Source organism: Fodinibius sp. Rm-B-1B1-1 (assembly GCF_038594945.1).
Classification (GTDB): Bacteria; Bacteroidota; Rhodothermia; order Balneolales; family Balneolaceae; genus Fodinibius; species Fodinibius alkaliphilus.
Window position 1 is genome coordinate 1,030,978 of record NZ_JBCFYD010000002.1, and the last position, 25,546, is coordinate 1,056,523.

General features: G+C 42.3%; 25 protein-coding genes. 10 read left to right on the forward strand and 15 right to left on the reverse strand.

All coding sequences use genetic code 11. The features are described 5' to 3' along the window. The first annotated feature begins 37 nt into the window (after nucleotides 1–37). Nucleotides 38–1,204, forward strand: coding sequence for a DUF445 domain-containing protein (locus AAFH98_RS11925; RefSeq protein WP_342522944.1), 1,167 nt, complete (start codon nucleotides 38–40; stop codon nucleotides 1,202–1,204). Nucleotides 1,205–1,443: 239 nt separating this feature from the next. Here AAFH98_RS11925 and AAFH98_RS11930 read toward each other — a convergent pair whose 3' ends face one another. The 4 genes from AAFH98_RS11930 to AAFH98_RS11945 form a co-directional block, all read right to left on the reverse strand. Next, a complete protein-coding gene (locus tag AAFH98_RS11930) occupies nucleotides 1,444–2,259 on the reverse strand; it encodes a carbon-nitrogen hydrolase family protein (RefSeq protein WP_342522945.1) in 816 nt (271 codons plus the stop codon). Nucleotides 2,260–2,362: 103 nt separating this feature from the next. Further along, nucleotides 2,363–3,682 (reverse strand): amidohydrolase family protein, encoded by a 1,320-nt coding sequence (locus tag AAFH98_RS11935; protein WP_342522946.1) that lies wholly within the window; start codon nucleotides 3,680–3,682, stop codon nucleotides 2,363–2,365. Between the two features lie 27 nt (nucleotides 3,683–3,709). Then, nucleotides 3,710–5,110: an amidohydrolase family protein gene (locus AAFH98_RS11940; RefSeq protein ID WP_342522947.1), complete on the reverse strand. Its 1,401-nt coding sequence runs from the start codon at nucleotides 5,108–5,110 to the stop codon at nucleotides 3,710–3,712. Nucleotides 5,111–5,112: 2 nt separating this feature from the next. After that, nucleotides 5,113–6,438 (reverse strand): amidohydrolase family protein, encoded by a 1,326-nt coding sequence (locus AAFH98_RS11945; protein ID WP_342522948.1) that lies wholly within the window; start codon nucleotides 6,436–6,438, stop codon nucleotides 5,113–5,115. A gap of 304 nt (nucleotides 6,439–6,742) precedes the next feature. On the opposite strand from AAFH98_RS11945, the gene AAFH98_RS11950 reads away from it, so the two are divergent. After that, nucleotides 6,743–8,161, forward strand: a complete 1,419-nt coding sequence (locus AAFH98_RS11950) for an NAD-dependent malic enzyme (RefSeq protein WP_342522949.1) — start codon at nucleotides 6,743–6,745, stop codon at nucleotides 8,159–8,161. A 77-nt stretch (nucleotides 8,162–8,238) separates the two neighbouring features. Here AAFH98_RS11950 and AAFH98_RS11955 read toward each other — a convergent pair whose 3' ends face one another. The 9 genes from AAFH98_RS11955 to AAFH98_RS11995 form a co-directional block, all read right to left on the reverse strand. Next, a complete protein-coding gene (locus AAFH98_RS11955; protein ID WP_342522950.1) occupies nucleotides 8,239–8,961 on the reverse strand; it encodes an SDR family oxidoreductase in 723 nt (240 codons plus the stop codon). Then, complete coding sequence (locus tag AAFH98_RS11960) at nucleotides 8,961–9,617, reverse strand: 7-carboxy-7-deazaguanine synthase QueE (protein WP_342522951.1); 657 nt, start codon at nucleotides 9,615–9,617, stop codon at nucleotides 8,961–8,963. Before AAFH98_RS11960 ends, AAFH98_RS11955 begins: the two co-directional genes overlap by 1 nt. Further along, the gene (locus AAFH98_RS11965) at nucleotides 9,610–9,999 is read right to left on the reverse strand and encodes a 6-pyruvoyl trahydropterin synthase family protein (protein WP_342522952.1); all 390 of its coding nucleotides are present in this window, start codon (nucleotides 9,997–9,999) and stop codon (nucleotides 9,610–9,612) included. The genes AAFH98_RS11960 and AAFH98_RS11965 overlap by 8 nt, the downstream gene beginning before the upstream one ends. Nucleotides 10,000–10,086: 87 nt before the next feature. After that, nucleotides 10,087–10,713: a thioredoxin family protein gene (locus AAFH98_RS11970; protein ID WP_342522953.1), complete on the reverse strand. Its 627-nt coding sequence runs from the start codon at nucleotides 10,711–10,713 to the stop codon at nucleotides 10,087–10,089. A gap of 5 nt (nucleotides 10,714–10,718) precedes the next feature. Beyond that, complete coding sequence (locus AAFH98_RS11975; protein ID WP_342522954.1) at nucleotides 10,719–11,231, reverse strand: TlpA family protein disulfide reductase; 513 nt, start codon at nucleotides 11,229–11,231, stop codon at nucleotides 10,719–10,721. 11 nt (nucleotides 11,232–11,242) lie between these two features. Further along, on the reverse strand, nucleotides 11,243–11,572 hold the full coding sequence (locus AAFH98_RS11980) for an MGMT family protein (RefSeq protein ID WP_342522955.1): 330 nt from the start codon (nucleotides 11,570–11,572) through the stop codon (nucleotides 11,243–11,245). Then, nucleotides 11,569–12,429 carry a Rossmann-like and DUF2520 domain-containing protein gene (locus tag AAFH98_RS11985; protein WP_342522956.1) on the reverse strand — a complete coding sequence of 287 codons (861 nt, stop codon included), beginning with the start codon at nucleotides 12,427–12,429 and terminating at the stop codon, nucleotides 11,569–11,571. The genes AAFH98_RS11980 and AAFH98_RS11985 overlap by 4 nt, the downstream gene beginning before the upstream one ends. Before the next feature lie 10 nt (nucleotides 12,430–12,439). Next, on the reverse strand, nucleotides 12,440–13,204 hold the full coding sequence (amrB, locus tag AAFH98_RS11990; protein ID WP_342522957.1) for an AmmeMemoRadiSam system protein B: 765 nt from the start codon (nucleotides 13,202–13,204) through the stop codon (nucleotides 12,440–12,442). A gap of 21 nt (nucleotides 13,205–13,225) precedes the next feature. Beyond that, a complete protein-coding gene (locus tag AAFH98_RS11995; protein WP_342522958.1) occupies nucleotides 13,226–13,858 on the reverse strand; it encodes a 4'-phosphopantetheinyl transferase family protein in 633 nt (210 codons plus the stop codon). A 159-nt stretch (nucleotides 13,859–14,017) separates the two neighbouring features. Between AAFH98_RS11995 and lysS the strand changes: the two genes are divergently transcribed. Beyond that, nucleotides 14,018–15,550, forward strand: a complete 1,533-nt coding sequence (gene lysS, locus AAFH98_RS12000; RefSeq protein ID WP_342522959.1) for a lysine--tRNA ligase — start codon at nucleotides 14,018–14,020, stop codon at nucleotides 15,548–15,550. Between the two features lie 93 nt (nucleotides 15,551–15,643). Continuing rightward, nucleotides 15,644–16,870 carry an ABC transporter permease gene (locus AAFH98_RS12005; protein WP_342522960.1) on the forward strand — a complete coding sequence of 409 codons (1,227 nt, stop codon included), beginning with the start codon at nucleotides 15,644–15,646 and terminating at the stop codon, nucleotides 16,868–16,870. Between the two features lie 64 nt (nucleotides 16,871–16,934). On the opposite strand, the gene AAFH98_RS12010 is transcribed toward AAFH98_RS12005, so the two are convergent. After that, a complete protein-coding gene (locus AAFH98_RS12010) occupies nucleotides 16,935–18,569 on the reverse strand; it encodes an acyl-CoA carboxylase subunit beta (RefSeq protein ID WP_342522961.1) in 1,635 nt (544 codons plus the stop codon). Nucleotides 18,570–18,729: 160 nt separating this feature from the next. Here AAFH98_RS12010 and AAFH98_RS12015 point away from each other — a divergent pair, with 160 nt between their 5' ends. From AAFH98_RS12015 to queG, 5 genes are all read left to right on the forward strand, one after another. Then, nucleotides 18,730–20,142 (forward strand): GWxTD domain-containing protein, encoded by a 1,413-nt coding sequence (locus AAFH98_RS12015; protein ID WP_342522962.1) that lies wholly within the window; start codon nucleotides 18,730–18,732, stop codon nucleotides 20,140–20,142. 7 nt (nucleotides 20,143–20,149) lie between these two features. After that, nucleotides 20,150–21,157: a 4-hydroxythreonine-4-phosphate dehydrogenase PdxA gene (gene pdxA, locus AAFH98_RS12020; protein ID WP_342522963.1), complete on the forward strand. Its 1,008-nt coding sequence runs from the start codon at nucleotides 20,150–20,152 to the stop codon at nucleotides 21,155–21,157. Next, nucleotides 21,150–21,944 (forward strand): class I SAM-dependent DNA methyltransferase, encoded by a 795-nt coding sequence (locus AAFH98_RS12025; RefSeq protein WP_342522964.1) that lies wholly within the window; start codon nucleotides 21,150–21,152, stop codon nucleotides 21,942–21,944. The genes pdxA and AAFH98_RS12025 overlap by 8 nt, the downstream gene beginning before the upstream one ends. After that, nucleotides 21,926–22,609, forward strand: coding sequence for a cell division ATP-binding protein FtsE (ftsE, locus tag AAFH98_RS12030; RefSeq protein ID WP_342522965.1), 684 nt, complete (start codon nucleotides 21,926–21,928; stop codon nucleotides 22,607–22,609). Before AAFH98_RS12025 ends, ftsE begins: the two co-directional genes overlap by 19 nt. Nucleotides 22,610–23,102: 493 nt before the next feature. Next, nucleotides 23,103–24,053, forward strand: a complete 951-nt coding sequence (queG, locus tag AAFH98_RS12035; RefSeq protein WP_342522966.1) for a tRNA epoxyqueuosine(34) reductase QueG — start codon at nucleotides 23,103–23,105, stop codon at nucleotides 24,051–24,053. Between the two features lie 7 nt (nucleotides 24,054–24,060). On the opposite strand, the gene AAFH98_RS12040 is transcribed toward queG, so the two are convergent. Beyond that, a complete protein-coding gene (locus AAFH98_RS12040) occupies nucleotides 24,061–24,699 on the reverse strand; it encodes an RNA polymerase sigma factor (RefSeq protein WP_342522967.1) in 639 nt (212 codons plus the stop codon). Between the two features lie 308 nt (nucleotides 24,700–25,007). Here AAFH98_RS12040 and AAFH98_RS12045 point away from each other — a divergent pair, with 308 nt between their 5' ends. Continuing rightward, complete coding sequence (locus tag AAFH98_RS12045; RefSeq protein WP_342522968.1) at nucleotides 25,008–25,490, forward strand: outer membrane protein; 483 nt, start codon at nucleotides 25,008–25,010, stop codon at nucleotides 25,488–25,490. Nucleotides 25,491–25,546: the final 56 nt, after the last annotated feature.

Here is a 25,546-nt window from a genome sequence, read left to right on the forward strand (position 1 = left end):
CAGTGGTTTCAAGTTATAATTGTACATCTTTCATATCATGCCGGATCATCACCTATCAGAAAATGATACCCAAAATGCCTTAGAGGCTGCCAAAGAAAAAACGCGGGAACACGGTCGATACCTATGGGGAATAATCAGTCGCTATACTGATGTTCGCAGTCTCTCAAAAGCACCTGCAAAAACAAGGATTAAACCTGCCAAAGAACAACAATACAGTTCTACCCTGGTTTCAATATTATCAGCTATACCTTACCTCCTTTTAGGACTATTTATCTTTTCCTTTTTCTGGGATTTTGATGCGTTCGATACAGAAGTATTTGGCAAGCTGTTGGTTTTTGACGGTTTACTTCGAATTATAAGTGTAAGTGGGTTAATCGGTTTTTTAACAAACTGGCTGGCTATTACCATGTTATTTAAGCCGGCCCAAAAGCGTCCTATATTAGGACATGGACTGATCCCTGCTCAAAAAAATCGTATTGCTTTTCGATTGGCCCAAACCGTTTCGCAGGATCTTATTAACCCAGAAATCATCAAAAAGAAAATTAATGAATCGAATATCATAGGACGATACCGCGAGCTCTCCACGCGCTATGTAAAAAATATTATTGATGATCCCGCTTTTCGCAGTGATTTAAAACAGTGGGTCGTCCAATACCTTGATGAAATGATTGCCAACCCTGAAATTCGCGCAGCCCTTGCCAAACGTATTCTAACGCAAATTGAAGAAGCCCTGCATAATAAATCATTCGAAAAAATTGCCCTTAAAACATATACCTTCGTCAAGGGACAGCAGATGCAAGAAATCATTGAAGAGGCGTTGGTACAAATCCCGACCTCAGTAGAAAACGGGCTGGACAAGATGGATACGCTGCTGGACGAACTTCCTGAGAAAATCGACCAAAACAGCGAAGGCATCGAAAATATCGTTACCTCCCTACTCTATAAACTCATAAACCAGCTTGATGTACATGCCCTTGTCGAGGAAAACCTCCGCAGTTATGATGAGCAGAAAATTTCAAACATTATTCGATCTGCTACCAACGAACAATTGCGGTATATCCAATACCTTGGAGCTGTACTGGGTGTTATCGGTGGATTTGTGATTTGGGAGCCGCTGCTTTGCATCACCATCTTGGGAATCCTCGGCAGCTTTATATTACTGGTGGATCAACTGTTATTCAAAATGAGTAATAATGTTACCTGAGAAAACTAGCTGCCGTTTAAAAACAGATAGTTTTCTAATCAGCCCCCCTCTTCTCATTTACATAAGACACTAACCTATTCCTTCCATCATCATGATATATATTTCACTCATCATAATATAGGTACTTCACTCCTACCAACATATATACTTCGTTCCGATTGAAATACTTATGATAATGGATCAAAAATACAGACTGATAATAAGCCTTACACCCTATGAACGTAAAAAGGCGCAAATAATCACATCCGTCGGTGTTGCAGGGATGGGATTTTTGAACGAAATCCTTGCAAAGAATCTGGATTGATTTCTGCCATTGCAATACCCGGCTCTGTTCCCACATCAGCGATCACCTCTCCCCACGGGTCAATAATCATGGCATGTCCCCAGGTTTTGCGATTTTTACCATGCATTCCGGTTTGCGCGGGTGCGAAGATATAGCACGTATTTTCGATCGCTCGGGCTCTCAGCAATGGCCGCCAGTGATCTTGTCCCGTGGTATACGTAAAAGCTGAGGGGATCGATAGTATTTCTGCTTCCCCATCTACAAGCGCGCGATACAGTTCAGGAAATCGCAGATCATAACAAACCGTCAATCCCCAGTTCCCAATTTGATCATCCTTATGAACTATTGGATCTGGGGTTCCCGCCTCCACGTAATCAGATTCACGATACGACTCGTCATCTCCTAAATCGACATCAAATAGATGTACTTTGTTATATGTTGCAACCTGTTCTCCCTCGGGATTGTAAAGCGTGGAACAATTATATACTTTGCCATTTCCTGTAGGAACAGGATAGCTCCCTCCCATAATATAAGCCCCAAACTCTTTAGCCGTGTTTGATAAGAACGTTGGTACTTGTTCGGCAATAGCATCGGCCTGCTCCATCCGCATTGATAATCCACCTAAAAAAGAAAAGTTCTCGGGCAGTCCCACTACTTTGGCACCCTCCCGTGCTGCCTGCCCGATATACGAATAAGCTTGTTCTAAATTAGCTTCAATATCAGTTTGACTGTTCATCTGTATAACAGCAGCAAGGTACGGCTCAGAAAACATAGCAGGTCAATTTATTTGATAACCAGTTACTCTACTTACATCCCTAAAATAAAAAAGGCACGACACTATTCATGCCGCGCCTTATAAATACTATAAATAAATTTTACTTACTGGTTTGTGCTCCGCGATCCAGATATTGATCATAGAGCTGAATATGACGACTCACCATCGGAATTTTATTGCCACGGATAAAGACATCCGTAATATGATTCATGGGCTCAAAGGGATCACCTTCAGCAATAAAGAGGTTCGCCTGTTTCCCCTCTTCGATGCTGCCAAGCTTATCAGCTACGCCAAAAATTTCGGCTGCATTAATGGTAATTGCTTTTAACGCTTCTTCGGTACCTAACCCATAATTAGCAGCAAATCCAGCGTGATATGGTGCATTACGTACATTTTCAACACCACCAGTAGCGATCGCTACTTTTACCCCTGCCTCATGTAGTTTTGCCGGATTTTGATACGGCCGCTGGTAGTTATCATAATCGCGATTGGGGGTATATAATGTTGATACCAAGCATGGTAGACCTGCATCAGCGATTTCCTCTGCAACACGCCAGCCGTCTCGAACACCAGCAAGAATGAATTCCATTTCAGGATGCTCTTTTGTCCATTCAATAGCATTCAGAATGTCCTGTTTGGCATCCACCGATATAACAACCGGCACCTCTCCATTCACCACTTCACGCATAGCCTGCATTCGTTTATTTTTATCAGGCTGATCTTTGTTTTCGGGATTCTCTTCAAAGTCGGTCATCATCTTATCATAAAATGCAGCCCGACTCACAAAATCCTTAAGCTTCTTGAGGTCCTGTTCGTACTCTTTTTGCACCTCTTCCTCAGTACGGTCATCCCACCAACCGCCTTTCTGTGAACTTGGCCAGTTTAAGTGCAAACCGGCATTAGGGGTAACGGCCATTGAATCCGGCGAATACCCATAAAGATCAATAAGCGTAGCCTTTCCCGCAATTCGTCCTGATACAGGTAATGAAATAACGTTCGTTACTCCATTTACGCGTGTAACCGGAATACTGACACTGCTGGGATTAATAGCTGTAAATGCCCGAACATGAGGATTAAAATCGCCAAGCTCTGCCTGATCGTTTGTCACCGCAACGGCTCCAATTTCTTGCAGGCCAAGCTGCGTTCCCGAGTCTATAAAACCCGGATAGACATGTTTGCCTCCAGCATCAATCCGATTATACCCTTGCGGGATACTCACGCTTGTACCGACGCTGACGATCTTTTCACCGTCTATGAGAACAGTGCCATTGTCAATTGTGCCATCTGTTACCGTATGGACGGTAGCGTTCGTTATAGCAAACTTTCCAAATTCTGCTTTTTCAGTGATTTGGGCTTCGGCGCTCATCCCCAAAAAGCAAATAAAGAGAAGAGCTGAACATATTTGTTTAACATACTTCATAATAATATTGTCCTATAGTCTTTAAATTTATTTGCTTTGCAGCTTCATGCCCTGCTTGTTGAACCGAATTTCGGCCCCCTGCAGACATGTTTCAGCATGACGTCCGTTCTCGTTGTACCAACGTCCAGATGCTGCTTCAAAATCTTGCTCGGCATCTACTTTCAGGCGCATATCATCGTTATCTTCAGCCCGATCAAAATATTTCTTACCATCCACAAACGTTTTCAATGTCTTGCTATAAATACTCAGTGGATGGTCATCCCAGATTGCTACATCGCCATGTTTGCCTTCTTCAATGCTGCCAACCTTATCATCAATACCAAGTTGGGTAGCAGGATTAATGGTAATCATTTTTAAGGCATCCTGTTTAGAGGTATTTCCATAATGCACTGCTTTGGCTGCCTCATGATTAAGATGACGTATCAACTCTCCACTATCGGAGTTAATACTGTTTTTAACGCCATTAGCATTGAGAATAGAAGCATTGTAAGCCGTAGAATAATAGACCTCAAACTTATACGCCCACCAGTCGGCAAATACCGAGGTATAGGCCCCGTTTTTCTTGAGTTCTGGCGCTACCTTAAATGCCTCATTAGCATGCTGAAAGGTGTAATCTTCGATTCCATAGTCATTAAAAACACGCATCAGCATGGTAATTTCATCCGCGCGATAAGAGTGCGTATGAACCAAGACTTCGCCATCCAGAATATCAGAAAGAACTTCCAACCGTTCGTTCTTAGCAACTGGAACAGGCGGCGTAGAGCGATCTCCATTTTCATATGCTTCTTTAGCATCCAGATATTCGGCCCGATTACGTTTGTAATCGATAGCAGCATCAAAATGATCACGAATAACTTGCTCAACCCCCATACGAGTTCTCGGCTGAACGTCAAAGCCTTGTCCGTGGACACGTGTTGGGTTTTCACCAAGCGCAAACTTAATGGTCCGTGGTGCACCATCAAACCGCATCTCGTCCATCCCCGTACCGTAACGGAGTTTCAATGTTTCATTCTGGCCACCAATTACATTGGCCGAACCGTGCATCAAGTGAATAGATGTTACACCACCGGCCAGCGCCCAGTAAATGTTGATATCATTGGGATCAACCGACTCTTCCATGCTAACCTCGGCCGTCACGGGATTTGTCCACTCATTTACATCAACACTTGCAATATGGGAGTGCGCATCAATAATACCAGGCATTACATATTTTCCGGAAGCATCGACCGTTTCTACTCCTCGTGGAGCCGATAAATCTTGACCGATCTCCGTAATGATGCCATCTTCTATCAATACATCAGTATTCGCCTTATTACCATCTGTAATGGTAATAACCGTTCCATTTTCAATTAACACGGATCCTTTATCCTGCGCATACCCCGCAAGACTCAATCCTATAAAAATAAATAGTAATACAATCTTCTTCATAATTATTCCCCTGAAGATTCTGATTCAAATTCTGTAACACTGCCATTACTTACCGAATAAACAGCCTTTGATTCTTCATCCATAAATGGCTCGGTAAACACGGTAAAATTCGCGAGTCGCCCCGATTTAATATCGCCGAGCTTCTCACCGTATCCCAAAATATTAGCCGTGGATTGCGTCATCAATTGCAAAGTTTCTGTATCCGAAAGTCCCCCTTCTTCTTGCAATGTCTTAAGGTTTTTGGTGATATCCTTCAGTTCAAGACCATTAGAAGCATATCCTACCTGCACACCACTGTTAATAAGTTTAGATATATTTTCAATATCAGCTTTATAGGCTTCTAACTGCTTATCACGAAAAATGCGCATTTCTTCCGTTACTTCAGGCTGATCTTTATCCTCGTCAGCCTTTTGCCATTCGGGTTCTTCAGGCAAATCAACACTTGCCAACACTGGAATATCACGCTCTTTAAGCGCATCTGCTTGTTTATAGGCTTCTTTGCCGGATACAATTACCACATCAAAACCGAGGTCATCCTGAAGCCAAAAAACACGCTCGATATTCTCTTCAGTATCAACCACAAAATAAAACGGCTGTTCATTATCCATTACCGGGAATAGTGCTTCAAGCACCTTATCTTTCTTTGGTGCTGGATAATTTGAAGATAGTGACGCAAAATATTGCTCGTGCTGTTGCAAGGCTTTTGCATCATTAAACAGTTGCCTGAATTGATTCATTACGCCCATCGTAGTAGATGGATAAGCTTGTCCCTGGGCTTCTTCAAATTGTGCAAAAATTCCGATTCCTCCGTGCAGTAAGTTATCAGCAGTAGATTCTTCACTAATCAAGAATAAATCTGTTTGACCGGGAAGCATTTGTCCTTTTAATCCCAGGTTAGCCGCCGTGAACCCCATCTTGGCTGCTTCAGTAAAAATCTTGTCATCCTGAATAAGATCGGAGGGACTCCTTTGGGGCTGTATTCCTGCCCGATCATATGCCGGATCTCCCGGAACCTCCGGCGTTGATACATTTTCTTCAACATCAGGACTGCCCCACTGGGCTAACCCATCAATAAATCCAGGATAAACATGCAGACTATCCCCGCCATCATATACATATGCATCAAAAGGAACATTAATATTATCACCAACATCAGTAATGACTCCATCACGCCAAACGATTGTTCCATCCTGGATAGTATTTCCGTCAGCAGTATGGATCGTCACATTTTTTAACGCTTCGGCCGGAGCCGATTGTGACCATCCCTGTATGGAAAATACCATCAGAAGAACAACACTTAGCGAAACAATTTGAACTGTTTTCTTCATAGGTAGTTTATTTTTGAATTGATAAGACCAATCGGAATATATCATATTCATTTTTAATTGAAAGTTGTGAAAGGAAAAAAGATGTAAAGCTAAAAAAGTTAACCCAAGACTCTCTTTCGCAGCATTTTTTTATTCTGAACGCCCTATCTGCGATATTATAACACTTGTGCCTCTATATATCGGATATATGCAACGTGATTGCAATAAAGATTAGAATTGAATTTGTTGCACAGTGCTAAGCATTGTAACTTTGCAGTTCAAAATTTTTGACTGAAGAAACTAATAAACGGAAAAGAATTACCCCATGAGTGAAGTACAACCGAGTGTCAGCTATAGTTTTACGATGCGTTTGTATATCGAAAACAAACCTGGAATGCTGGCCAAGATTTTAAGTGAAATTGCAGATCAAAAAGGCGATCCCGGTGCTGTGGATGTCGTCAGAGTGGAAGGAAATTACAAGGTGCGCGACCTCACCGTTAGTGCACGCGATGAAGACCATTCCAAAGCTATTGTAAAAGCGATTAAAGGAATTGACGGCGTAAAAGTTCGCAATGTCTCCGATCGCGTATTTTTACTGCACTTGGGTGGCAAAATTCGTATTGAAAACAAGGTCCCGGTTGATACCCGTGATTCCCTTTCTATGGCCTATACCCCTGGTGTGGGACGTGTTTGTGAAGCTATTGCTGAAGACAATGAGAAAGTCCACTCTCTGACCATTAAAGAAAATTCGGTTGCTGTTGTAAGTGATGGGTCAGCGGTATTAGGACTTGGTAATATTGGTCCCGAAGCAGCGATGCCTGTTATGGAAGGAAAAGCTATGCTTTTTAAAGAGTTTGCCAAAGTTGATGGTTACCCCATCTGCCTGGATACCCAAGAAGTGGATGAAATTGTAAATGCCGTAAAGTGGATGGCACCGGGATTTGGAGGAATCAACCTCGAAGATATTGGAGCTCCCCGCTGTTTTGAGATTGAGGAGAAATTAAAAGAAGAGCTCGATATTCCCGTTTTCCATGATGACCAGCACGGAACAGCTGTTGTAACTTTGGCGGCTACCTTTAATGCTCTAAAGGTTACTGACAAAAAACTTTCTGATCTACGTGTTGTTATCGTTGGTGTTGGCGCTGCCGGTGTAGCAATCACGAAAATACTCCGCGAAGCGGGCGTTAAAGAAATTCTCTGCTGCGATCGGCAAGGAATCATTAATGAAGATCGCATAGATGAACTGAATTCCAGCAAGCAGTGGGTGGCCAAACATACCAATCCTGAAAATTTATCGGGGTCACTCTTGGAAGCTACGAATGATGCCGATCTTCTCATTGGAGTTAGCGGTCCGGGCACGGTCCCCTATGAAGCCATTGAAAACATGGCAGACGATCCCATTGTGTTTGCCTTGGCTAATCCGGTACCCGAAATTATGCCGGAAGAAATTCAGGATGTAGCTCGCATTATTGCAACGGGACGCAGTGACTATCCCAATCAGATCAATAATGTATTAGCCTTTCCTGGCCTATTCCGCGGCGCCCTTGATGCACGATCAACAGATATCAATGAAGAGATGAAATTAGCAGCAGCACACGCTATAGCAAACTGCATTGATCAAGAAGGACTCAGTGAAGAATACATCGTGCCCAGTGTCTTCAATAAAGATGTGGTTCGAAAGGTATCAAAAGCGGTTAAAGAAGCCGCTTATGACAGCGGAGTTGCTCGTAGAACAAAGCCTTAATTTATCTCCCCTTTTATATGCATAAAACCCTGAGGATTTTCAAAATTCTCAGGGTTTATTTATTAATAATAGATTCTTTACATCGGTGGCACACGACCGTGTTGTGGCTTAACCAGAATTTCTTCGACCACTGTTCTTGGAGATAGATCAACAAGATTCAGAATAATCTTTGCCACATCATCCGGATCAATTAGCAGATCGCGATCAATCAGGGATCCCTCCCAAGATGTTGATTGCGTTTGTCCGAGATTAATAGCCGTAACGCCTATTTCAGTATTCAGCAATTCTTTTCGAAGAGAGCGGGTATATCCCAACAGGGCATGTTTTGAGGCTGAATATGCTCCGCTGTCTTCAAGTCCCTCCAGAGCTCCTACCGAACATATATTTATAATCAAGGCATGGGATTTTGCCTTCAAATCATCCAAAAAACGCTGTGTTATATTAACTGCAGAGTATAAATTTGACTGAACCTGCTCCGCAAATTCTTCATGTGTCGTTTTTTGCAACTTCTTCAACAGAAAAGATCCCGCATTATTAATAATAATCTTAGGAGAAGGAAAGTTTTTAGGAACCTTCAGTTTCTTTACTGTTTTAGCATTGGAAGCATCACAACCTGCGATAACAACTTCATTATCCGCAATATTTTGACAAAGTGTTTGTGTGTCTTTTAAATCAGATTTTGTGCGGGCTATCAGCAGAAGAGCATAATCGGTATTTCGGGCAAAGGCCTGGGCAATGCGCCGGCCAATACCGCGACTGGCACCAGTTATAACAACAGCATGGTTCCGCTGATCAGCCACTATCGTACACCCATAAACTTATGTGTCTGCAGGCTGATGCCCCACTCCGGATGGTCTTTCACATAGTCAACAATAAGCTCAACAGCCCCCTCTTTTTCCCATTCGGGTTGAAGCAACAGTTGGGTACTATCGGGACATTTAGCAGCATTTTTTTCTGCCCATTCCAAATCTTTGTTCGTCAGCACAACTACTTTGAGTTCATCCACATAGGGAAATATATCATCCAACGGTTCCTTAAATCGTTTCGGGGATAACGTAATCCAATCCAAATAGCCGGAAATTGGCGATGAACCGCTCGTTTCAATATGGACCTGCAATCCGGCTTGTTTTAGCTGGAACGTTAATGGATCAAGGTCGTGTAGCAGCGGTTCTCCACCAGTAATCACAGCAAATTCAGCACCGCTTTCCTTAGCTCCTTGTACAATTTCCTCAACTGTTTTTGGTGGATGCTGCTCTTCATCCCAACTTTCTTTAACATCGCACCACCAGCAGTTAACATCACAGCCCGCAGTACGGATAAAATACGCCGGACGTCCGCTGTGAGCCCCTTCGCCCTGAATAGTATAGAAATCCTCCACCAACGGATACGCTACCGACCGCATTTCATCCTGGTCGATAAGCGCTTCTAATTTTTCCTGATCAATCTCGTTAAACATGTTCTTCTGTATATTCAACCCAGCTATTTTCTGTTTCCCAAACTGTTACGTTTAACGTAATACCCTCGGGAATGCGCTGCTGTGTTTCCTTATAAATAAACTCTGCAATACGTTCGGCTGTCGGGTTTACAGGCAGCTCTTCGTTAAGCACCGAATGGTCAAGCCCACCCTTTTCTGATCCTTTGGCTGCCCACTTCAATTCTTTGAAATCGCACACCATATCATCACTATCAAGATATTTTGATGGATTTAGCTCATGCGACTTTGCCGAGATATGTACCTTATAACTGTGCCCGTGCATACGTCCGCATTTGCCATCATAGCCCTCAATTAAATGAGCGGCATCAAATTTAAATTCCGTATGTAACGTCCACGTAGGCATTCGCTGCAGTTAATTTAATTCCAAAAGAAAAGGCCTGCCACTTCTGGCAAGCCTCCAAAAATAAGGAAATATTGCGACAATTTGGAATTACTTAGGCCACTTTATCGTACAACCCAAAGCCTTTGTGGTAGTGGGATTAATTTTGTTGCCTGCCACTAAATTATTGATCGCATCTTTTAGATAGTGCTGCTCTACATTTTCTGCTGATTTGGCATCATCATCAATAGCACCAGTGTACACCAACTCCATATCACCATTAAAGAGAAAAATATCAGGGGTCCGTGTAGCACCAAAGGCTTCAGCAAGCTTAGCTCCTTCATCTAATGCGTAATAAAAACTATATCCACTGGCCTCTGCACGTGCTTTCATATCTTCCATCGATTCGCCCCCATCTCGAATAGCCGCATTCGGATTTAGGGCAATAACACCGATATCATTTTCTTCTGCTAAATCTGCAATGGGATTATATCGATCTTCCCACGCTTTCACCCATGGACATGTATTACAAGAAAAATTCACTAACAATCCATTCTTTTCGGCTACTTCGTCAAGCGTTAACACCTTCCCGGACACATCCGTTACCTCCACATCCGTAAGGGGTGCTTGGGCACCAATTTCTAAGCGGTCAGCCGACTTATCCTCAACAGGCATAAAAGCGGCTAATCCCACCGCAACGGTGGTAAGAATAACGTAAAGTATTTTATGTAATTTCATGATATTCAGTTGTTTATTGCTTTTTTAATGAACCGTTCAAACTTCTCGTATTCAGCTCCCTGCTCCCAATTGGAAACGACTTTTCCTTCCTTATTTACAATTTTAGTAAACGGTAATGCTCCACTCCAATCATTAGATAATTCTTCTATAAAAGGTTGATCTTTTCCCGTTTTAAAATAGGTCGTCCAATCCACGTTTTGTTCTTTCAAAAATTCCACTGCCCGGTCGCGCTGCGCAGGAAAATCTGCCGAAACAAAAATAACTTGCAGCTGATCCTGATATTTTTGCTTCAACTCTACAAGATATGGAAATTCCTCAACGCATGGAGCACACCACGTGGCCCACACATTGACCAAGACTGCTTTATCTCCTTGGTACGAGTCAATAATCTCAGTTAACTCATTCCCGGAAACATCCTTAAGCAGTGGTTCGCTCCTATCAGTTTGGGCATAAACATCCACTGATGCCAGTATTAGCAACAATGATATACATATAAACCGGACCTTATTAAACAGCATAATTACGATACTTAATTCATTAAATTATCGGTTGGATCCCAAAAATGTTTTTCGATATCAATCTGGTAATCATCAATAAACGTTAGCCCTTCCTGCTCGAGGCGTTCACGCATCGTATCATCCGGAAAATGGCTCCTGCCTGTAAGCTCACCATTTCTATTAACAACACGATGAGCCGGAATGTTCGATTCAGTCACGTTATTCAAAGCATAACCCACCATCCGTGCCCCTGAAGCAATCCCCAGATACCGAGCAATAGCACCGTAGGTTGTCACTTTACCACGGGGGATCTGTTTAACAACGTCATAAACACGCTCATAATAGTCTTCGGTCTTGCTCATGCTAATACCTCCAACAAAGTCTGGGCTGTGGGGCTATCTATTTTTTGGGATCTTTTTGCCAAGGCCACCGTTCGTTTTCCCAGGGTTTGATAGATAGTCATTAGTTCAGGTTGCCCTCGCAGTAATTCAATATGACGTTTTACGGTTTCAATGTCACCCCGCTTAATAGGACCGGTAAGCGCATTTTCAAAAGACTGTTCCCCAATATTCCGAAGCGTAGTTGCAACCAGCGGAAGGAGTGCCTCCTTAGCTCTTTCCGGGGATAAACCACTTAAAGAAGCCGTATCGATAGCCGCTTCTAATAACGTATTCAAATAATTAGAGGCCATCACCGCTGCTGCATGCAAGTTCGATTTTTGATCAGCGGTAACTTCTAACGTCTGAGCCCCTAATTTCTGGGCAATATTCTCCAGGAGCGGAAAAACCGTCTTATCACCTTGCAGGGAAAAATAAATATCTTGGAAAGCCTTAGCGTCAGATTGCTCCGTAAACGTCTGCAGTGGGTGAAAAGATGCTACCGAAGCTCCCTTTACACGCAGAGGGTGAAGCAGCTCTGCCGATTCATTTCCCGAACAGTGTACTATCGTGTAATCATTAAAATCACCGGAAAGCCTGCTTAGCTGTTGGGCTACCTCCTCTATCGCTCTATCTGTAACCGTTATAAAGATGAGATTCCCAAGCTGACCGATATTATCCGGTTGTTTACCATGGGTCAAAATACCGTACTCCACGGCAATATCTCGTGCTTTATCAACCGTACGGTTAAAAATGCTTTTAATGGGGATATTAACTTCTGACAATGCCCGGACCAATGTTTGGCCCAATCCCCCTGTACCAATTAATGTAATCTCGGGCACTGGCATAAATTTAAGAAAAAACGACCTTCTGACGATCGGCGTAACCGGTTAACAAGCTACCCATATAATCATCATACTTGCCGCGTAAGAAATGAAGATCAAGCCCCCATTTATTAGCTACAATAATACCAGCGATAAAAGCAGTCGTCCCTTTAATTTTCGATTCTCCACTGTTAAGATAGTTCATGAGTCCCGATTCATTTTTATTTTCCACCATCTCAACAACATTCTCGAACTCCTTTTTGCGATCGTTATCCAGCTCACAACAGAATACCAATAACGCACTTCGAGAAGCCAGAACTTCTTCCAGCACATATCCAATTTCTTTAACAATGGCTGGATCGGGATCGGCAATTTGAACGCTCAACGCCTTAAAATCATCCGAAAGCGTTTGTAAAAACATGAGCTGCTGGAACAAACTGATATCCTTGTCAAAAGCTTCATCATGAATAAAGAAATCATCATCCTCATCGCAAAACTCATTGCGCATATAATCATCAACGGGCACCTCTCCGATCGAGGTCTCAAAAGTGGCATTCGAAGCCATTGGAAGCTTTTTATCAAGCTTTTCATCGTGGGACTCTACAACCACCACCGTATCATAATTCGACATATCTACCCTGCTGTAAATATCGCAGGCACGTTCAAAATTGTTTTCATTAATCCGTTCCGGCGCAAACAACACCCTGATGTGATCATTCGGTTCCACATGCTCTTTGCGGGCATTGTCAATTCCTTCCTGAATCTGTTCGCGAGAAAAGGAGGTAATATTCATAAAAAGTTTTACTGCTATTTTTTATTTCTGATAGTAGGCTATTGCCAACCACTTATTTTTCAGTCTGAAACTACAAATTTTAGCACTTTTGTCATCATTTAATTCTGCAAAAAGTCTACTGCTTTCCTTCCCGATTTGCACCTCGTTCATATTCATCCGAAGCCCCTTGCCTCGCAGTTTAATATAGGCTTCCTTGATCGTCCATAACTGAATAGCAGGCATCTTTGTAATCAACTCTTTTTCTTTGGGATGAGTAATACGCTGCTCAAGTCGTTCGGGCACTGTTCGATCTACCGGTTCCAAATCTACCCCAATGGGGTCGGCTTGTGTTAGTCCACAAAAAATGGAGTCATTCGTATGGGCAATGCTCACAAAGTATATCTGGGATGAGGATCGTCCATAAGGTTGTCCCAACTCATCTTTTAGAATTTCGAACTGCTGTTGCTCCCCCATTTCCTTAGCCATCTTTTTGAGAGCAACCCGAGAACTAACGAACTCTTGTTGGCGTTTCAGGTTACTACATTCTTCAAGTTCTGCTTTTTCACTATCACCTAACTGGCTAATCGCTTCGGCAGAAACCGAACCAATTCTTGATAATGAAAAAGTACCTTCAAACGGCAGGGGATCTATTATTTCTGACAGGGGCTTGCTCATCGGGTTGTTTATTGGTCCTCAGACACAGCTAAAACGTTATAATAATGCTTCTATAAACCTATGAATTACAAAGGAGAAAAAAATCACAATTTTGTACTGAATTCTTTATTTTTGCGACTTGATAATCCTTAGCAAAAAAGAACTAAATATCATTTTCTCATGAGCAATACTGAGTCCTCAGTAAGCGAACAACACGAAATACGTCTGGAAAAATTACAGGAACTACGGGAGATGGGTTACGAGCCCTACCCATATGACTTTGATGTAACCCATAAGAGTAAACAGATCCTGGAAAATCCCGAGTTGATCAAGAAGGACGACCAGGACGAAGATGATGTTGAAAAGGTCTCAGTAGCCGGACGTGTGATGACGCGACGCATTATGGGTGGCTCTACCTTCTTCAACCTGCAGGATTCAGAAGGAGAAATACAGGTATATATCCGAAAAAATGATGTCGGTAAAGAAGAGTATAACGAAGTCTTTAAGCGTCTGACTGATATTGGTGATATTGTCGGAATTAAAGGACATGTTTTTAAAACAGGTACCGGCGAAACCACGGTTTATGCCAAAGAATTTGTTCTATTGAGCAAAACACTACGCCCCATTCCCCTCCCCAAAGAGGTTGAAGAAGATGGCGAAACCAAAGTGTATGATGCTTTTTCGGATAAGGAACAGCGATATCGTCAGCGTTACTTGGATCTGATTGTCAATCCTGAAGTTCGTGACGTCTTTCAGAAGCGCACCGAAATGGTACAGGCAATGCGTAATTTCATGAACGATAAGGGCTATATGGAGGTTGAAACTCCAATCCTACAACCTATTTACGGAGGAGCATCGGCTGAGCCTTTTGTAACGCATCACAATGCGCTGGACATGAAACTCTACCTGCGTATTGCCAATGAGTTGTATCTAAAACGACTTATTGTAGGTGGATATGACGGCGTCTATGAATTCTCAAAAGATTTCCGCAACGAGGGACTTTCCCGTTTTCACAATCCGGAGTTTACCCAAGTTGAGCTTTACGTGGCTTATAAGGATTACAACTGGATGATGGAATTTGTGGAGAATATGATCGAAAATGTAGCCAAGGCAATGCACGGTTCTACCACCGTTACCGTTGGCGATAATGAGATTGATTTCTCTGCCCCCTGGCCTCGCATTCCGATGTTCGAAGCTATTGAAAATGAAACAGGCAAAAACCTGTATGGCAAGAACTTAGAAGAACTTAAAAAAGCTGCGAAAGAACTCGATATCGAGCTTGAAGATAGCTACGGCAAGGGCAAAATTATTGATGAAATTTTCGGGGAATATGTTGAGCCCAAGCTCATTCAGCCTACATTCATTACGGATTACCCCATTGAAATGAGTCCGCTTGCCAAGAAGCACCGCGAAAAAGAGGGACTCGTCGAACGCTTTGAATGTATCTGTAATGGAAAAGAGATCGCCAATGCATTTTCTGAACTCAATGACCCTGTAGATCAGCGCAAACGATTTGAAGAACAGGCACGACTACGAGCACAAGGTGATGAAGAGGCCATGACCATCGACGAGGACTTCCTGCAAGCACTTGAATATGGTATGCCTCCAACGGCAGGGCTTGGCATCGGTATCGACCGACTTTCCATGATCATGACCGACTCTGATTCCATTCGTGACGTCTTATTCTTCCCACAAATGAAGCCAGAGAAGTAGTACATAGTTATTCGTTATTGGTTATTGGGGCATCAATCAGCCATCAATAGCCAATAACCAAATAACTAATAACAGTTAACAAATAACAACCAGATGAACTTCGAGTGGTATTTAGCCAAGCGCTATTTTAAAGGAAAGCGAAAAGGTTCGCGCTTTCTATCCTTTATCAAAATTATGGCTATTACCGGTGTTGCGGTTGGTTCAGCGGGATTGCTAATTGCCTTGTCGGTGGTTCATGGCTTTAAATCCGTCATCGATAATAAAGTACTTGGCTTTGCCCCTCACGTTACTGTAACAACCTTTGGCGGCAATACCATTAATCGTGCCGATACTCTGCTGTCAGATTTAGAATCCTATCCTGAAATTGATCAGGCGCAGGCCGTCATTGATGGCCAAACCATGCTGCAAACCCCGGACGATGTTACCGGAACGCTCTTAAAAGGGGTGGACATCAACGGCGATGTAACGGAAATCAGAAATTATATTAGCAAAGGCAGCTATGATCTTACAGCTGATAGCAGTGGACGTCCCGGCATTGTGATTGGATCAAAGCTGGCTAATACGCTTAATGCTGATATCAACTCGACGTTGACGGCTTATACCGTTGACGGACTCCCTTCTCCGCTCAGTTCTCCAGAGATCCAACAATTTCGACTAACGGGCATTTACCAAACGGGCATCGGGCAGTTTGATGATGTCCTTGCCCTTACCTCGCGTGGACATATAGAAACATTGTTCCAACAATCGCCCGAAGAGGCTTCGATGATAGAAATACGGTTAAAAGATCGATCTAATATCGAAGCATTCGGTAAAAAACTGGATAGTGAACTCAGTTATCCCTATTTCGCGCAAACCATTTATGAACGCTACAGCAGTATATTTGCCTGGGTTGATCTCCAGGAAGAAACCATTCCCTTTGTAATAGCGGTAATGATTATCGTGGCAGCGTTTAACCTTATCGGCACTGTGTTGATGATGGTTCTGGAACGAACGCGGGATATCGGTATCCTTAAAACCATTGGCGCCAGTGATAAAAGTATCCGGGGTGTCTTTTTGTTAGAGGGGTTATTTGTGGCCGTCGTTGGCTTATCAATTGGTATCATTCTTTCCCTTGTTTTTGCATGGCTCCAATCAACCTACCAACTTATCCCACTCTCCGAGCAAAACTACTATATGGCCTATGCTCCCGTTGAACCTCACATGATTGATTTCGTGCTGGTTACTGGTGTAACGCTTTTCCTATGTGCCTTGGCCTCGTGGCTGCCAGCACGTATTGCAGCTAAAACTGACCCGCTTAAAGTGATTGCATACGGTCGATAAACCTTTTCCATTCCACAGCAGAGCAGCGGCATGAGAAGAGGCAAAGCCACTTTTACCTACTCCATTACACCTGCATAACCCCCGTCTTAAACTCCTCAATCTCTGGATTGTGGTTCGCACATTTAATAGCGTGAGAAATGCGATCGCGCGTATCAACAGGATTAATAATGCCATCCACCCATAAGCGTGCAGCAGCATATCGGACATCCGTCTGATGCTCGTACCGCTCACTGATCTCCTTCATAATCTCTTGCTCCTCCTCTTCGGTGATCTCCTTGCCCTTCTTTTCAAGCGCAGATACGCGAATTTGTGTCAACACTTTAGCAGCTTGTGTCCCACCCATCACCGCAATTTGCGCCGACGGCCAGGCGTACATAAAACGCGGATCGTAAGCACGTCCACACATGGCATAATTACCAGCCCCATAGCTATTACCAACAACAATGGTAATCTTGGGAACCGTACTGTTGGATACCGCATTCACCATTTTAGCACCGTCTTTGATGATGCCACCATGCTCAGCCCGCTTACCAATCATGAAACCGGATACATCCTGCAGAAAAACAATAGGAATTTTCTTCTGATTACAGTTCATAATAAAACGAGCAGCTTTATCAGCTGAATCAGAATAGATAACCCCGCCGACCTGCATTTCGCCCTGCTTAGTACGCGTAACCTTACGCTGATTGGCTACAATACCCACACTCCAACCGTCAACGCGAGCAAAGCCGGTAATAAGCGTCTGCCCATATCCTTTCTTAAACTCTGTAAAGGAATCCTCATCAACAATACATTCAAGCACCTTATTCATATCGTACGGCTTGGTACGATCATCGGGAAAGACGTCAAAAATTTCGGTGGCATCGCGGGCTGGTGCAACAGCTTCTTTGCGATTGAACCCGGCTTTATCAAAGGGACCTAATTTATCTACTAAATCTCGAACGGTTGACAAACACTCTTCATCATCCTCCACCTTATAGTCGGTAACACCGCTGATTTCGGTATGAGTAGTCGCCCCGCCAAGAGTTTCATTATCTACATCTTCACCAATGGCTGCTTTTACCAAATAGCTTCCAGCCAGAAAAACGCTTCCCGTTCCATCTACAATCAGCGCTTCGTCACTCATTATCGGTAAATAAGCACCACCGGCCACACAGCTACCCATAATAGCTGCTATTTGTGGGATGCCTTCGGCACTTAAGCGGGCGTTGTTTCGAAAGATGCGCCCGAAGTGGTCCTTATCGGGAAAAATCTCATCCTGCATAGGCAAGTAAACACCGGCTGAATCCACCAAATAAAGAATCGGCAGTTTGTTCTCGAGGGCAATTTCCTGGACACGCAAATTCTTCTTGGCCGTTATCGGAAACCAGGCGCCCGCTTTTACAGTGGCATCATTCGCAACGATCACACAATCGCGCCCAGATACGGTACCAATCCCCGTAACAACGCCACCAGATGGGCATCCACCCTCATCTTCATACATCTCATAGCCAGCCCACAATCCCAATTCATACAACTTTGTTCCCTCATCGATAAGCTGATCAATGCGTTCCCGGGCTGTAAGCTTACCTTTATTATGCTGTTTTTTAATTCGCTTTTCTCCACCTCCCTTCTTAATCTCTTCTTCTGTATTATTGATCTCTTCAATCAACGATTTCAAGTCTTTTGGAGAAGCATCATTAGCATCTTGGGAACTCATATGATCAATCTATTATTTATAAGTAATAGTTGCGTTTCAAAAGCGTTTCAAAAATAATGAATTTTAGCAATCACAAAAGCATTGATTTTACCTATTCCACTGAAAGTTCATTAATTTGTGCTTTTGGGATGTTAACTTACTTAATATAACCTATTGGCTTGTGAATACGTTTAAAAAATACCTCTCATCAATACTACTTTTTCTGATCATTGTCGTTTTTTCTACGGATGTCTTTGCCCAACGCAATGTCAGCTACCGAGATCTCGTAATGCGTCAGCAACAGTCCCAATCCAATTTTGAAATATTAACGTTACCGGGGAATGAAAATGAATTAGTTCAATTTGCCATCATATTTCATATTCCCTACAACACTCTCCCTTTCAAGAAAAACAGCGACCGGTCTTCTGAAAACAAATTTTACAGCAGTATGAACCTGATGTTGGAGGTTTTTAAGAAAGAAGATGCCAGCACTTCGGACTTGAAGAAAGAAGAGCTCTCTATACAAGGATTGGAACCCGCCGGGAGAGCATTTTGGGATGATACGGTATATGCCAAAGAGTATGACAGCACCCAATCTAACAGTAAATTCCTGAGTAGCTATATTAAGGTGAATTTAAAACCCGGCTCCTACAATTATGTATTACAAATGAAACAAGGCGATCAAGCAGAAAGTCGCATTTCACGGACACGTCAAATACAGATATCGCCCTACGACAAAAAAAAGGTGGGCAATATCTTGGTCAGCCCATTATTTAATGACGGAAATGATTCTGCTGAATTTATTCTCAATGCATCGGGCAATGCCGTAGAATATGCCAAGGATTTCTTTGCCATCGCATATCTGCCACAATATGATGATAATGAAAATTATACGGTAGATATTACCAAGCTAAACACCTACCAACAAGATACTACGCGCCAAAATACGGTCTATTCTACAAAATTAACGACTGATCAAGTAAAAACGAATGTACGTCCACAGCTGCAAAGAAAAAATGGCACCCCCTATTTAAATCTTACAGAAGTCGATAATGGTTATACCTATGCTATCCTTGAAATTCCCAATAGCCGTTTTCAAAATTCACTATACCGCATAGAAATTAAAGACGGTACCGGAAATATTATTGCCCGTGATTCCTATCGATCCCAGTGGAAAGATATGCCTACAAGTCTGCTGAATTTAGATGTAGCCATTGAGATGCTTCGTTTCATTGCGGATAAAAAAACGATACGTAAAATAGATAGCGGGTCTGCTGCAGAACGAGAGAAAAAGTTCAGAACTTTTTGGGAAGAACGCGACCCCACTCCTGATACTGAATTCAATGAACTGATGGCCGAGTATTACAATCGCATTGATTACGCCTATAATAATTTTTCCACTGAAAACACCATTGGATATAACAGTGATCGCGGTGAGGTCTATATTAAATTTGGTCCTCCACAAGATATAAATCGAAAATTTCCAACTTCTGGTGCAACCACCGAGGTGTGGACCTATCCCAACAGGGAATTTATATTTCGGGCTACAACTGGATTTGGTGACTTTAAACTTGTTTCGAAACAGTCAAGATAGCGTATTCATGCGAAAACGTATCGCAATAAGTATTGGCGACATTAATGGCATTGGTCCTGAGGTTGTTATAAAATCATTGCAATCCATCAACTTGGATGGAATCACGCCAATAATCTTGAGTTCTACCGAAGTACTTGATTTCTGGTCTGATAATCTTTCGACAGCGTTCGATTATCATTATGCTAAAAGTATAACTGACATTACAAATCAGAAGATAAACCTGCTCGAAAGTTATTCTGACAGAAAACTTAACATCACCCCGGGATCTTTTACAAAGCAGTCGGGAAAATGTGCCATGCTTGCGGTTGAAAAAGGAATTGAACTTTGTAAGGAGAACCAGGCTGACGCTTTAGTAACAGCCCCTATCTCTAAAGAGGCGGTAAATTTAGCAGGTTATCATATTCCCGGACACACCGAATTTCTGGCCGAAAAGACCAACACCACTGACTTTATGATGATGTTGGTTCACGAGCAGTTACGAGTGGGATTGGTAACGGGACACCTTCCAATAGCTAATGTATCCGAGTCACTGTCTGTATCGTTAATACAAAAATATATTCACATAATGCAGCACTCCATTAATCGTGACTTTGGGATTGCACAACCTGACATAGCTGTTTTGGGTTTGAATCCCCATGCTGGAGATGGTGGAGTAATCGGCAGCGAAGATCAAGAAATTATTGTTCCAGCCATAGAACAGAGTAAAGCAGATGGCGTTACTGTTTCCGGTCCCTATCCTGCCGATGGATTTTTCGGAAATAAAAAATATGAGCAATTTGATGGAGTTTTAGCAATGTATCACGATCAGGGACTTATCCCTTTTAAAACAATCGCTTTTGGGGGTGGTGTCAATTTTACGGCTGGCCTGCCAATTATCCGTACGTCCCCTGATCACGGTACGGCCTTCGATATCGCTGGCGAAAACAAAGCTGATCCCTCTTCCTTCATCGAAGCTTTTACACTGGCAAATACACTCATCACCAATCGTGCAAAAAAGCTTATTAATGATGAGTAATCAGACTGAGAACCACTTGCCCGAATACAGTAAACTGGCCGACATTTATGATGCGGTAATGGAAAACGTTGATTATGAACTTTGGGCCGACTTTATTGATGCCCTTATGCTTCAACACCATCCCAAACCGGTAGATATCTTGGAGTTGGCATGTGGCACGGGTTCCGTTTCGCTTTTTTTGGATGAGCTGGAATGCTATAACGTGGTGGGCACCGACCTCTCCCCCCAGATGATTGAAAAAGCCCGTCAAAAAAATAAGTCCATGTTTTGCAATGTAACGTTTAAAATCATGGACTTTCTTGATATTAACTTAGACCAAACGTTTGATGTTGCTTTCAGTGTATTTGATAGCATTAATTACCTGGACAATCCAGAAGAAGTACTTACATTTTTACAACAAACAAAAAAGGTACTACGACCCGGTGGATTACTTATTTTTGATTTCACTACCCCCAAAAACTCCATACAAGCAATTCAATATTTAAATAACGAAGAGGGATATACTGACAATAATTATCGTTATTTTAGGAAAAGCCGATACAATGCGAACGAGCAAATTCATGAAAATGCATTTCAAATAGAAAAGCTTGACGCCGATCAGGAAACTGTCATCGAAAAATATCACGAAATTCATCATCAGCGAATTTATACCCTGCAACAAATGCTTGATATTATCGATCAAACAGCGTATAACATAATCGCGAAGTATAGCGGTTTTGATTTTGAAGAAGCCGATGAACAGAGTTTACGAATAACAATGGTTTTACAATGTCCCAGCAATCAGTAATTGAATTTTCTAACGTAACGGTTTCATATAATCACCAACCCGTTCTTGATAATATCAACTTTTCACTCGAAAACGGGGAGTTCACGTATCTTATTGGTCAAACCGGAGCCGGCAAAAGTTCTTTCCTGCGCCTGATCTACCGAGATTTGCTTCCCAACTCAGGTTCTGTACGCGTTGCCGATATGGATGTCACTACACTGCCCGATAAAAAGGTACCCTACTTGCGTCGAAGACTGGGAATTGTATTTCAGGATTTTCAGCTGCTGCCCGACCGTTCCGTTTTTGACAATGTCGCCTTTTCACTGCAAGTAACCGGCGAAAAGAAAAGTTTTATTAAACAACGGGTGCTTGAAGTGCTTGGGATGGTTGGACTGAGCCACAAACGTAAGAACATGCCCGAAGATCTATCTGGCGGCGAAAAACAGCGTGTAGTCATAGCCCGGGCATTAGCCAACGAGCCGCGTATTATGTTAGCCGATGAGCCAACCGGAAATCTCGATCCCGAAGCCTCGGCCTCCATCATGGAGCTCCTTAAACAAATTAATAATCGCGGCATGGCGGTGCTAATGGTAACCCACGATTATGATACCGTGAAAAAATATCCCTATCGTACCCTCAAGCTTGAAGATGGTCACATTAAGGATATAGAAGTCAATAAACTTTAATTCTCTTCTTATTTCTATACAACTTTTTTACCTAAGATATTGATAGGTTTTTGAGTTACCTTCAAATTCAATGATCTATCCATAAAAGAACTAACAATAAGTTTCACTTTGGGATTTTTGTTATTGACCGCCCCTCCCATTTAATGCCTCATTTGGCAACGTTCTTCTTGGCAGCATCATTGGAGGTGGGGCAGGCATTGCGGGCTTACTGGCAACCAAAGCTACCGGACCCGGAATAATATTTGCAACTATAGTGAGTGGCATAATTACCAATAGCAAATCCATTCAATCATCAAACAAAAATTCTACTGTCCTTTTAAAGATATCACAAGATAACGCTGCTTTTGCAATTCCTGCTGTTCAAATAGAACAACTCCATATCACTCGTTGGACTAAAACCAGCTTACCTACTGCAACATTGTTAGATATCTCGTTTTAATCCCTTACCTTTACATATCTCAGTTAGATATATTTAAGATGTCTGTTTCTATCCATGAACTTGCGCCAGCGAACACAAAAAGTACGAGAATTTGCCCTCCGTTTAGGATTTAATGCTTGTGGGTTCGCCAAAGCCGGTCGTCTTGAGAAAGAAGAACGTCGACTGCGCGAATGGCTTAACCAAGATCGCAACGGTACCATGGGCTGGATGGAAAATCACTTCGACAAACGGGTAGACCCTACCAAGCTTGTGCCCGGTTCAAAGTCGGTCATTTCTGTTATTGGCAGCTATTATCATCCCGATCATGAACGGCAACAAGATCGTTATGGAAACAAGCCGAAGATTGCCAAATATGCCCAGGGACGTGATTACCATAAGGTTTATAAAAAGAAGCTCAAAAAACTTTTCGCACAAACAAAAGAACTCCTCGGCGGGTTAGAAGGACGCGTTTTTGTGGATTCGGCCCCCGTTTTGGATAAAGCTTGGGCCGTAAAATCAGGACTGGGATGGATGGGCAAAAATTCTAACATCCTTAACAAAAATATGGGATCGTTCTTTTTTATCGGGGAGATGATTGTAGATGCTGAATTCAATTACGATACCCCTGTTACCGATCATTGTGGCAGCTGTACACGTTGTATCGATGCCTGTCCGACCAATGCAATTTACGAGCCCTACCGTGTTGATGCCACAAAATGCATTTCGTATTTGACCATAGAGTTAAAAGATCAAATTCCAGAGGACTACCGGGATGACCTTGAGGGATGGATGTTTGGCTGTGATATTTGCCAGGATGTGTGTCCATGGAATCGTGATGCGACCTATGGAAAAATGGAAGACCTTTCCCCGCGCCAAAAGCTATTGGATCACGACATCAATTTCTGGGAAGAACTGGATATTCCTCAATACGATGCTCTATTCGAAGGCAGTGCGATGCGGCGAGCCAAATTTGAAAAGTATAAAGACAATGTTGCCGCTGCCGCTCAAAGTTTACAAAAGAATTAGTAAACCGTTAAAAACGGTGCCTCTTATCTTTGAGAGTTTTATAAAGAAGTTCACGAGCCCGAAAAATATGAGCCTTTACCGTACCCAGCGGCTTATCTAATACCTTGGCAATCTCTTGATAACTTTTCTCTTCCATGTGACGCAATTCGATCACCTTTCGATATTTCTCTGGAAGATCATCAATCGCATTTTGTACAATTTGCTTTCGCTGCTTTTTTATAATATCACGATCAGTACTTGCCGATTCGTCTGGAAGCTGCATTTCCATCTCTCCATCTTTCGTCTTCATGGGTTTATCGATAGAGAGCGTTTTTAACTTCTTCTTCCTCAGGTAATCAATGGTATTATTAGTGGCAATCCGATATAGCCATGTAGAAAAAGCATAAGAATTGCTATAGGTATTCAGATTGTCAAAAGCCTTCACAAACGCTTCCTGCACTAAATCTTCAACCTGCTCCCGATCTTTTACCATCTTTAAGATATGAAAATAAAGGGCGCGCTCATATTTGTCGACAAGCTTTTTATAAGCCTTTTCGTCCCCTCCCTTTGCCTTTTTTACAAGGACATCATCTTCGAGACTACTTTCTGATGCATTTTCTCGAGGAGAATCGGATGTTTGTGAGTTTGAAGCTTTTGAATCAGACATTTCCAGTTACGACAGGAAAATATTTACTAAGATTAATTTCGGTTCAAACTTAGTAAAACTGTCGCTTTATTCCCATCACAATTTGAAAACATAAAGTCATATAACCAACTGTTACATTATTATTCCAAATAGGAATATCGATATTGTATTAATAATATATTTCTCCTTTTAAGGATTAAAAAAATATGAACCGATTTTAAAAAAAAAATCGTATATATTTTGTAAGGATTACTTGGTAAAAGTGTCTTACTAACGATAGAAAATCATTTCATCAAATAATAACTACTCTTAACCAAATAAAAACAACTATGAAAAAACTACTAACATTAGGATGCTTAATATTGGGGATGATATTCTTTTCTAATTCTAATGCATATGCCCAGGCAGAAACATTTAAAGCTGGCGGAGGGTTAGCTTTCGGTAGCGAAGTAGAAGCAATTGGTATTCAGGCTGGAGCCGTTTATGGCTTCACTGATGAAATTAATGGTGCTGCCGATTTCATTATTTTCTTTCCAGACAACTATGACTGGTGGGAACTTAATGTAAATGGGCACTATAATTTTATGGCTGAAGACGGTGTACGACTTTACGGCTTAGCTGGCCTCAACTATGCTAACCTATCGGTAGATTTGGGGCAATTTGGATCAACTTCAGACTCTGAAATTGGACTAAACCTCGGAGGGGGTGCTGAATATGGTTTGGATTTTGCCAATCTGTATGGTGAATTAAAATATGTGTTAGGCAATGCTGATCAATTGGGTATATCAGCAGGACTACGTTTTGACCTGTAGGAATTCACCACTATTATCAAAGAATAAAGGGCGTTCCTTCTTTTTGAGCGCCCTTT

What these genes read in the sequence shown, in the direction of transcription:
- AAFH98_RS11925 (WP_342522944.1), top strand. Translation starts at nt 38, where the DNA reads ATGCCGGATCATCACCTATCAGAAAATGATACCCAAAATGCCTTAGAG.
- AAFH98_RS11930 (WP_342522945.1), bottom strand. Translation starts at nt 2,259, where the DNA reads ATGTTTTCTGAGCCGTACCTTGCTGCTGTTATACAGATGAACAGTCAA.
- AAFH98_RS11935 (WP_342522946.1), bottom strand. Translation starts at nt 3,682, where the DNA reads ATGAAGTATGTTAAACAAATATGTTCAGCTCTTCTCTTTATTTGCTTT.
- AAFH98_RS11940 (WP_342522947.1), bottom strand. Translation starts at nt 5,110, where the DNA reads ATGAAGAAGATTGTATTACTATTTATTTTTATAGGATTGAGTCTTGCG.
- AAFH98_RS11945 (WP_342522948.1), bottom strand. Translation starts at nt 6,438, where the DNA reads ATGAAGAAAACAGTTCAAATTGTTTCGCTAAGTGTTGTTCTTCTGATG.
- AAFH98_RS11950 (WP_342522949.1), top strand. Translation starts at nt 6,743, where the DNA reads ATGAGTGAAGTACAACCGAGTGTCAGCTATAGTTTTACGATGCGTTTG.
- AAFH98_RS11960 (WP_342522951.1), bottom strand. Translation starts at nt 9,617, where the DNA reads ATGTTTAACGAGATTGATCAGGAAAAATTAGAAGCGCTTATCGACCAG.
- AAFH98_RS11965 (WP_342522952.1), bottom strand. Translation starts at nt 9,999, where the DNA reads ATGCCTACGTGGACGTTACATACGGAATTTAAATTTGATGCCGCTCAT.
- AAFH98_RS11970 (WP_342522953.1), bottom strand. Translation starts at nt 10,713, where the DNA reads ATGAAATTACATAAAATACTTTACGTTATTCTTACCACCGTTGCGGTG.
- AAFH98_RS11975 (WP_342522954.1), bottom strand. Translation starts at nt 11,231, where the DNA reads ATGCTGTTTAATAAGGTCCGGTTTATATGTATATCATTGTTGCTAATA.
- AAFH98_RS11980 (WP_342522955.1), bottom strand. Translation starts at nt 11,572, where the DNA reads ATGAGCAAGACCGAAGACTATTATGAGCGTGTTTATGACGTTGTTAAA.
- amrB (WP_342522957.1), bottom strand. Translation starts at nt 13,204, where the DNA reads ATGAATATTACCTCCTTTTCTCGCGAACAGATTCAGGAAGGAATTGAC.
- AAFH98_RS11995 (WP_342522958.1), bottom strand. Translation starts at nt 13,858, where the DNA reads ATGAGCAAGCCCCTGTCAGAAATAATAGATCCCCTGCCGTTTGAAGGT.
- lysS (WP_342522959.1), top strand. Translation starts at nt 14,018, where the DNA reads ATGAGCAATACTGAGTCCTCAGTAAGCGAACAACACGAAATACGTCTG.
- AAFH98_RS12005 (WP_342522960.1), top strand. Translation starts at nt 15,644, where the DNA reads ATGAACTTCGAGTGGTATTTAGCCAAGCGCTATTTTAAAGGAAAGCGA.
- AAFH98_RS12010 (WP_342522961.1), bottom strand. Translation starts at nt 18,569, where the DNA reads ATGAGTTCCCAAGATGCTAATGATGCTTCTCCAAAAGACTTGAAATCG.
- pdxA (WP_342522963.1), top strand. Translation starts at nt 20,150, where the DNA reads ATGCGAAAACGTATCGCAATAAGTATTGGCGACATTAATGGCATTGGT.
- AAFH98_RS12025 (WP_342522964.1), top strand. Translation starts at nt 21,150, where the DNA reads ATGAGTAATCAGACTGAGAACCACTTGCCCGAATACAGTAAACTGGCC.
- ftsE (WP_342522965.1), top strand. Translation starts at nt 21,926, where the DNA reads ATGTCCCAGCAATCAGTAATTGAATTTTCTAACGTAACGGTTTCATAT.
- queG (WP_342522966.1), top strand. Translation starts at nt 23,103, where the DNA reads ATGAACTTGCGCCAGCGAACACAAAAAGTACGAGAATTTGCCCTCCGT.
- AAFH98_RS12040 (WP_342522967.1), bottom strand. Translation starts at nt 24,699, where the DNA reads ATGTCTGATTCAAAAGCTTCAAACTCACAAACATCCGATTCTCCTCGA.
- AAFH98_RS12045 (WP_342522968.1), top strand. Translation starts at nt 25,008, where the DNA reads ATGAAAAAACTACTAACATTAGGATGCTTAATATTGGGGATGATATTC.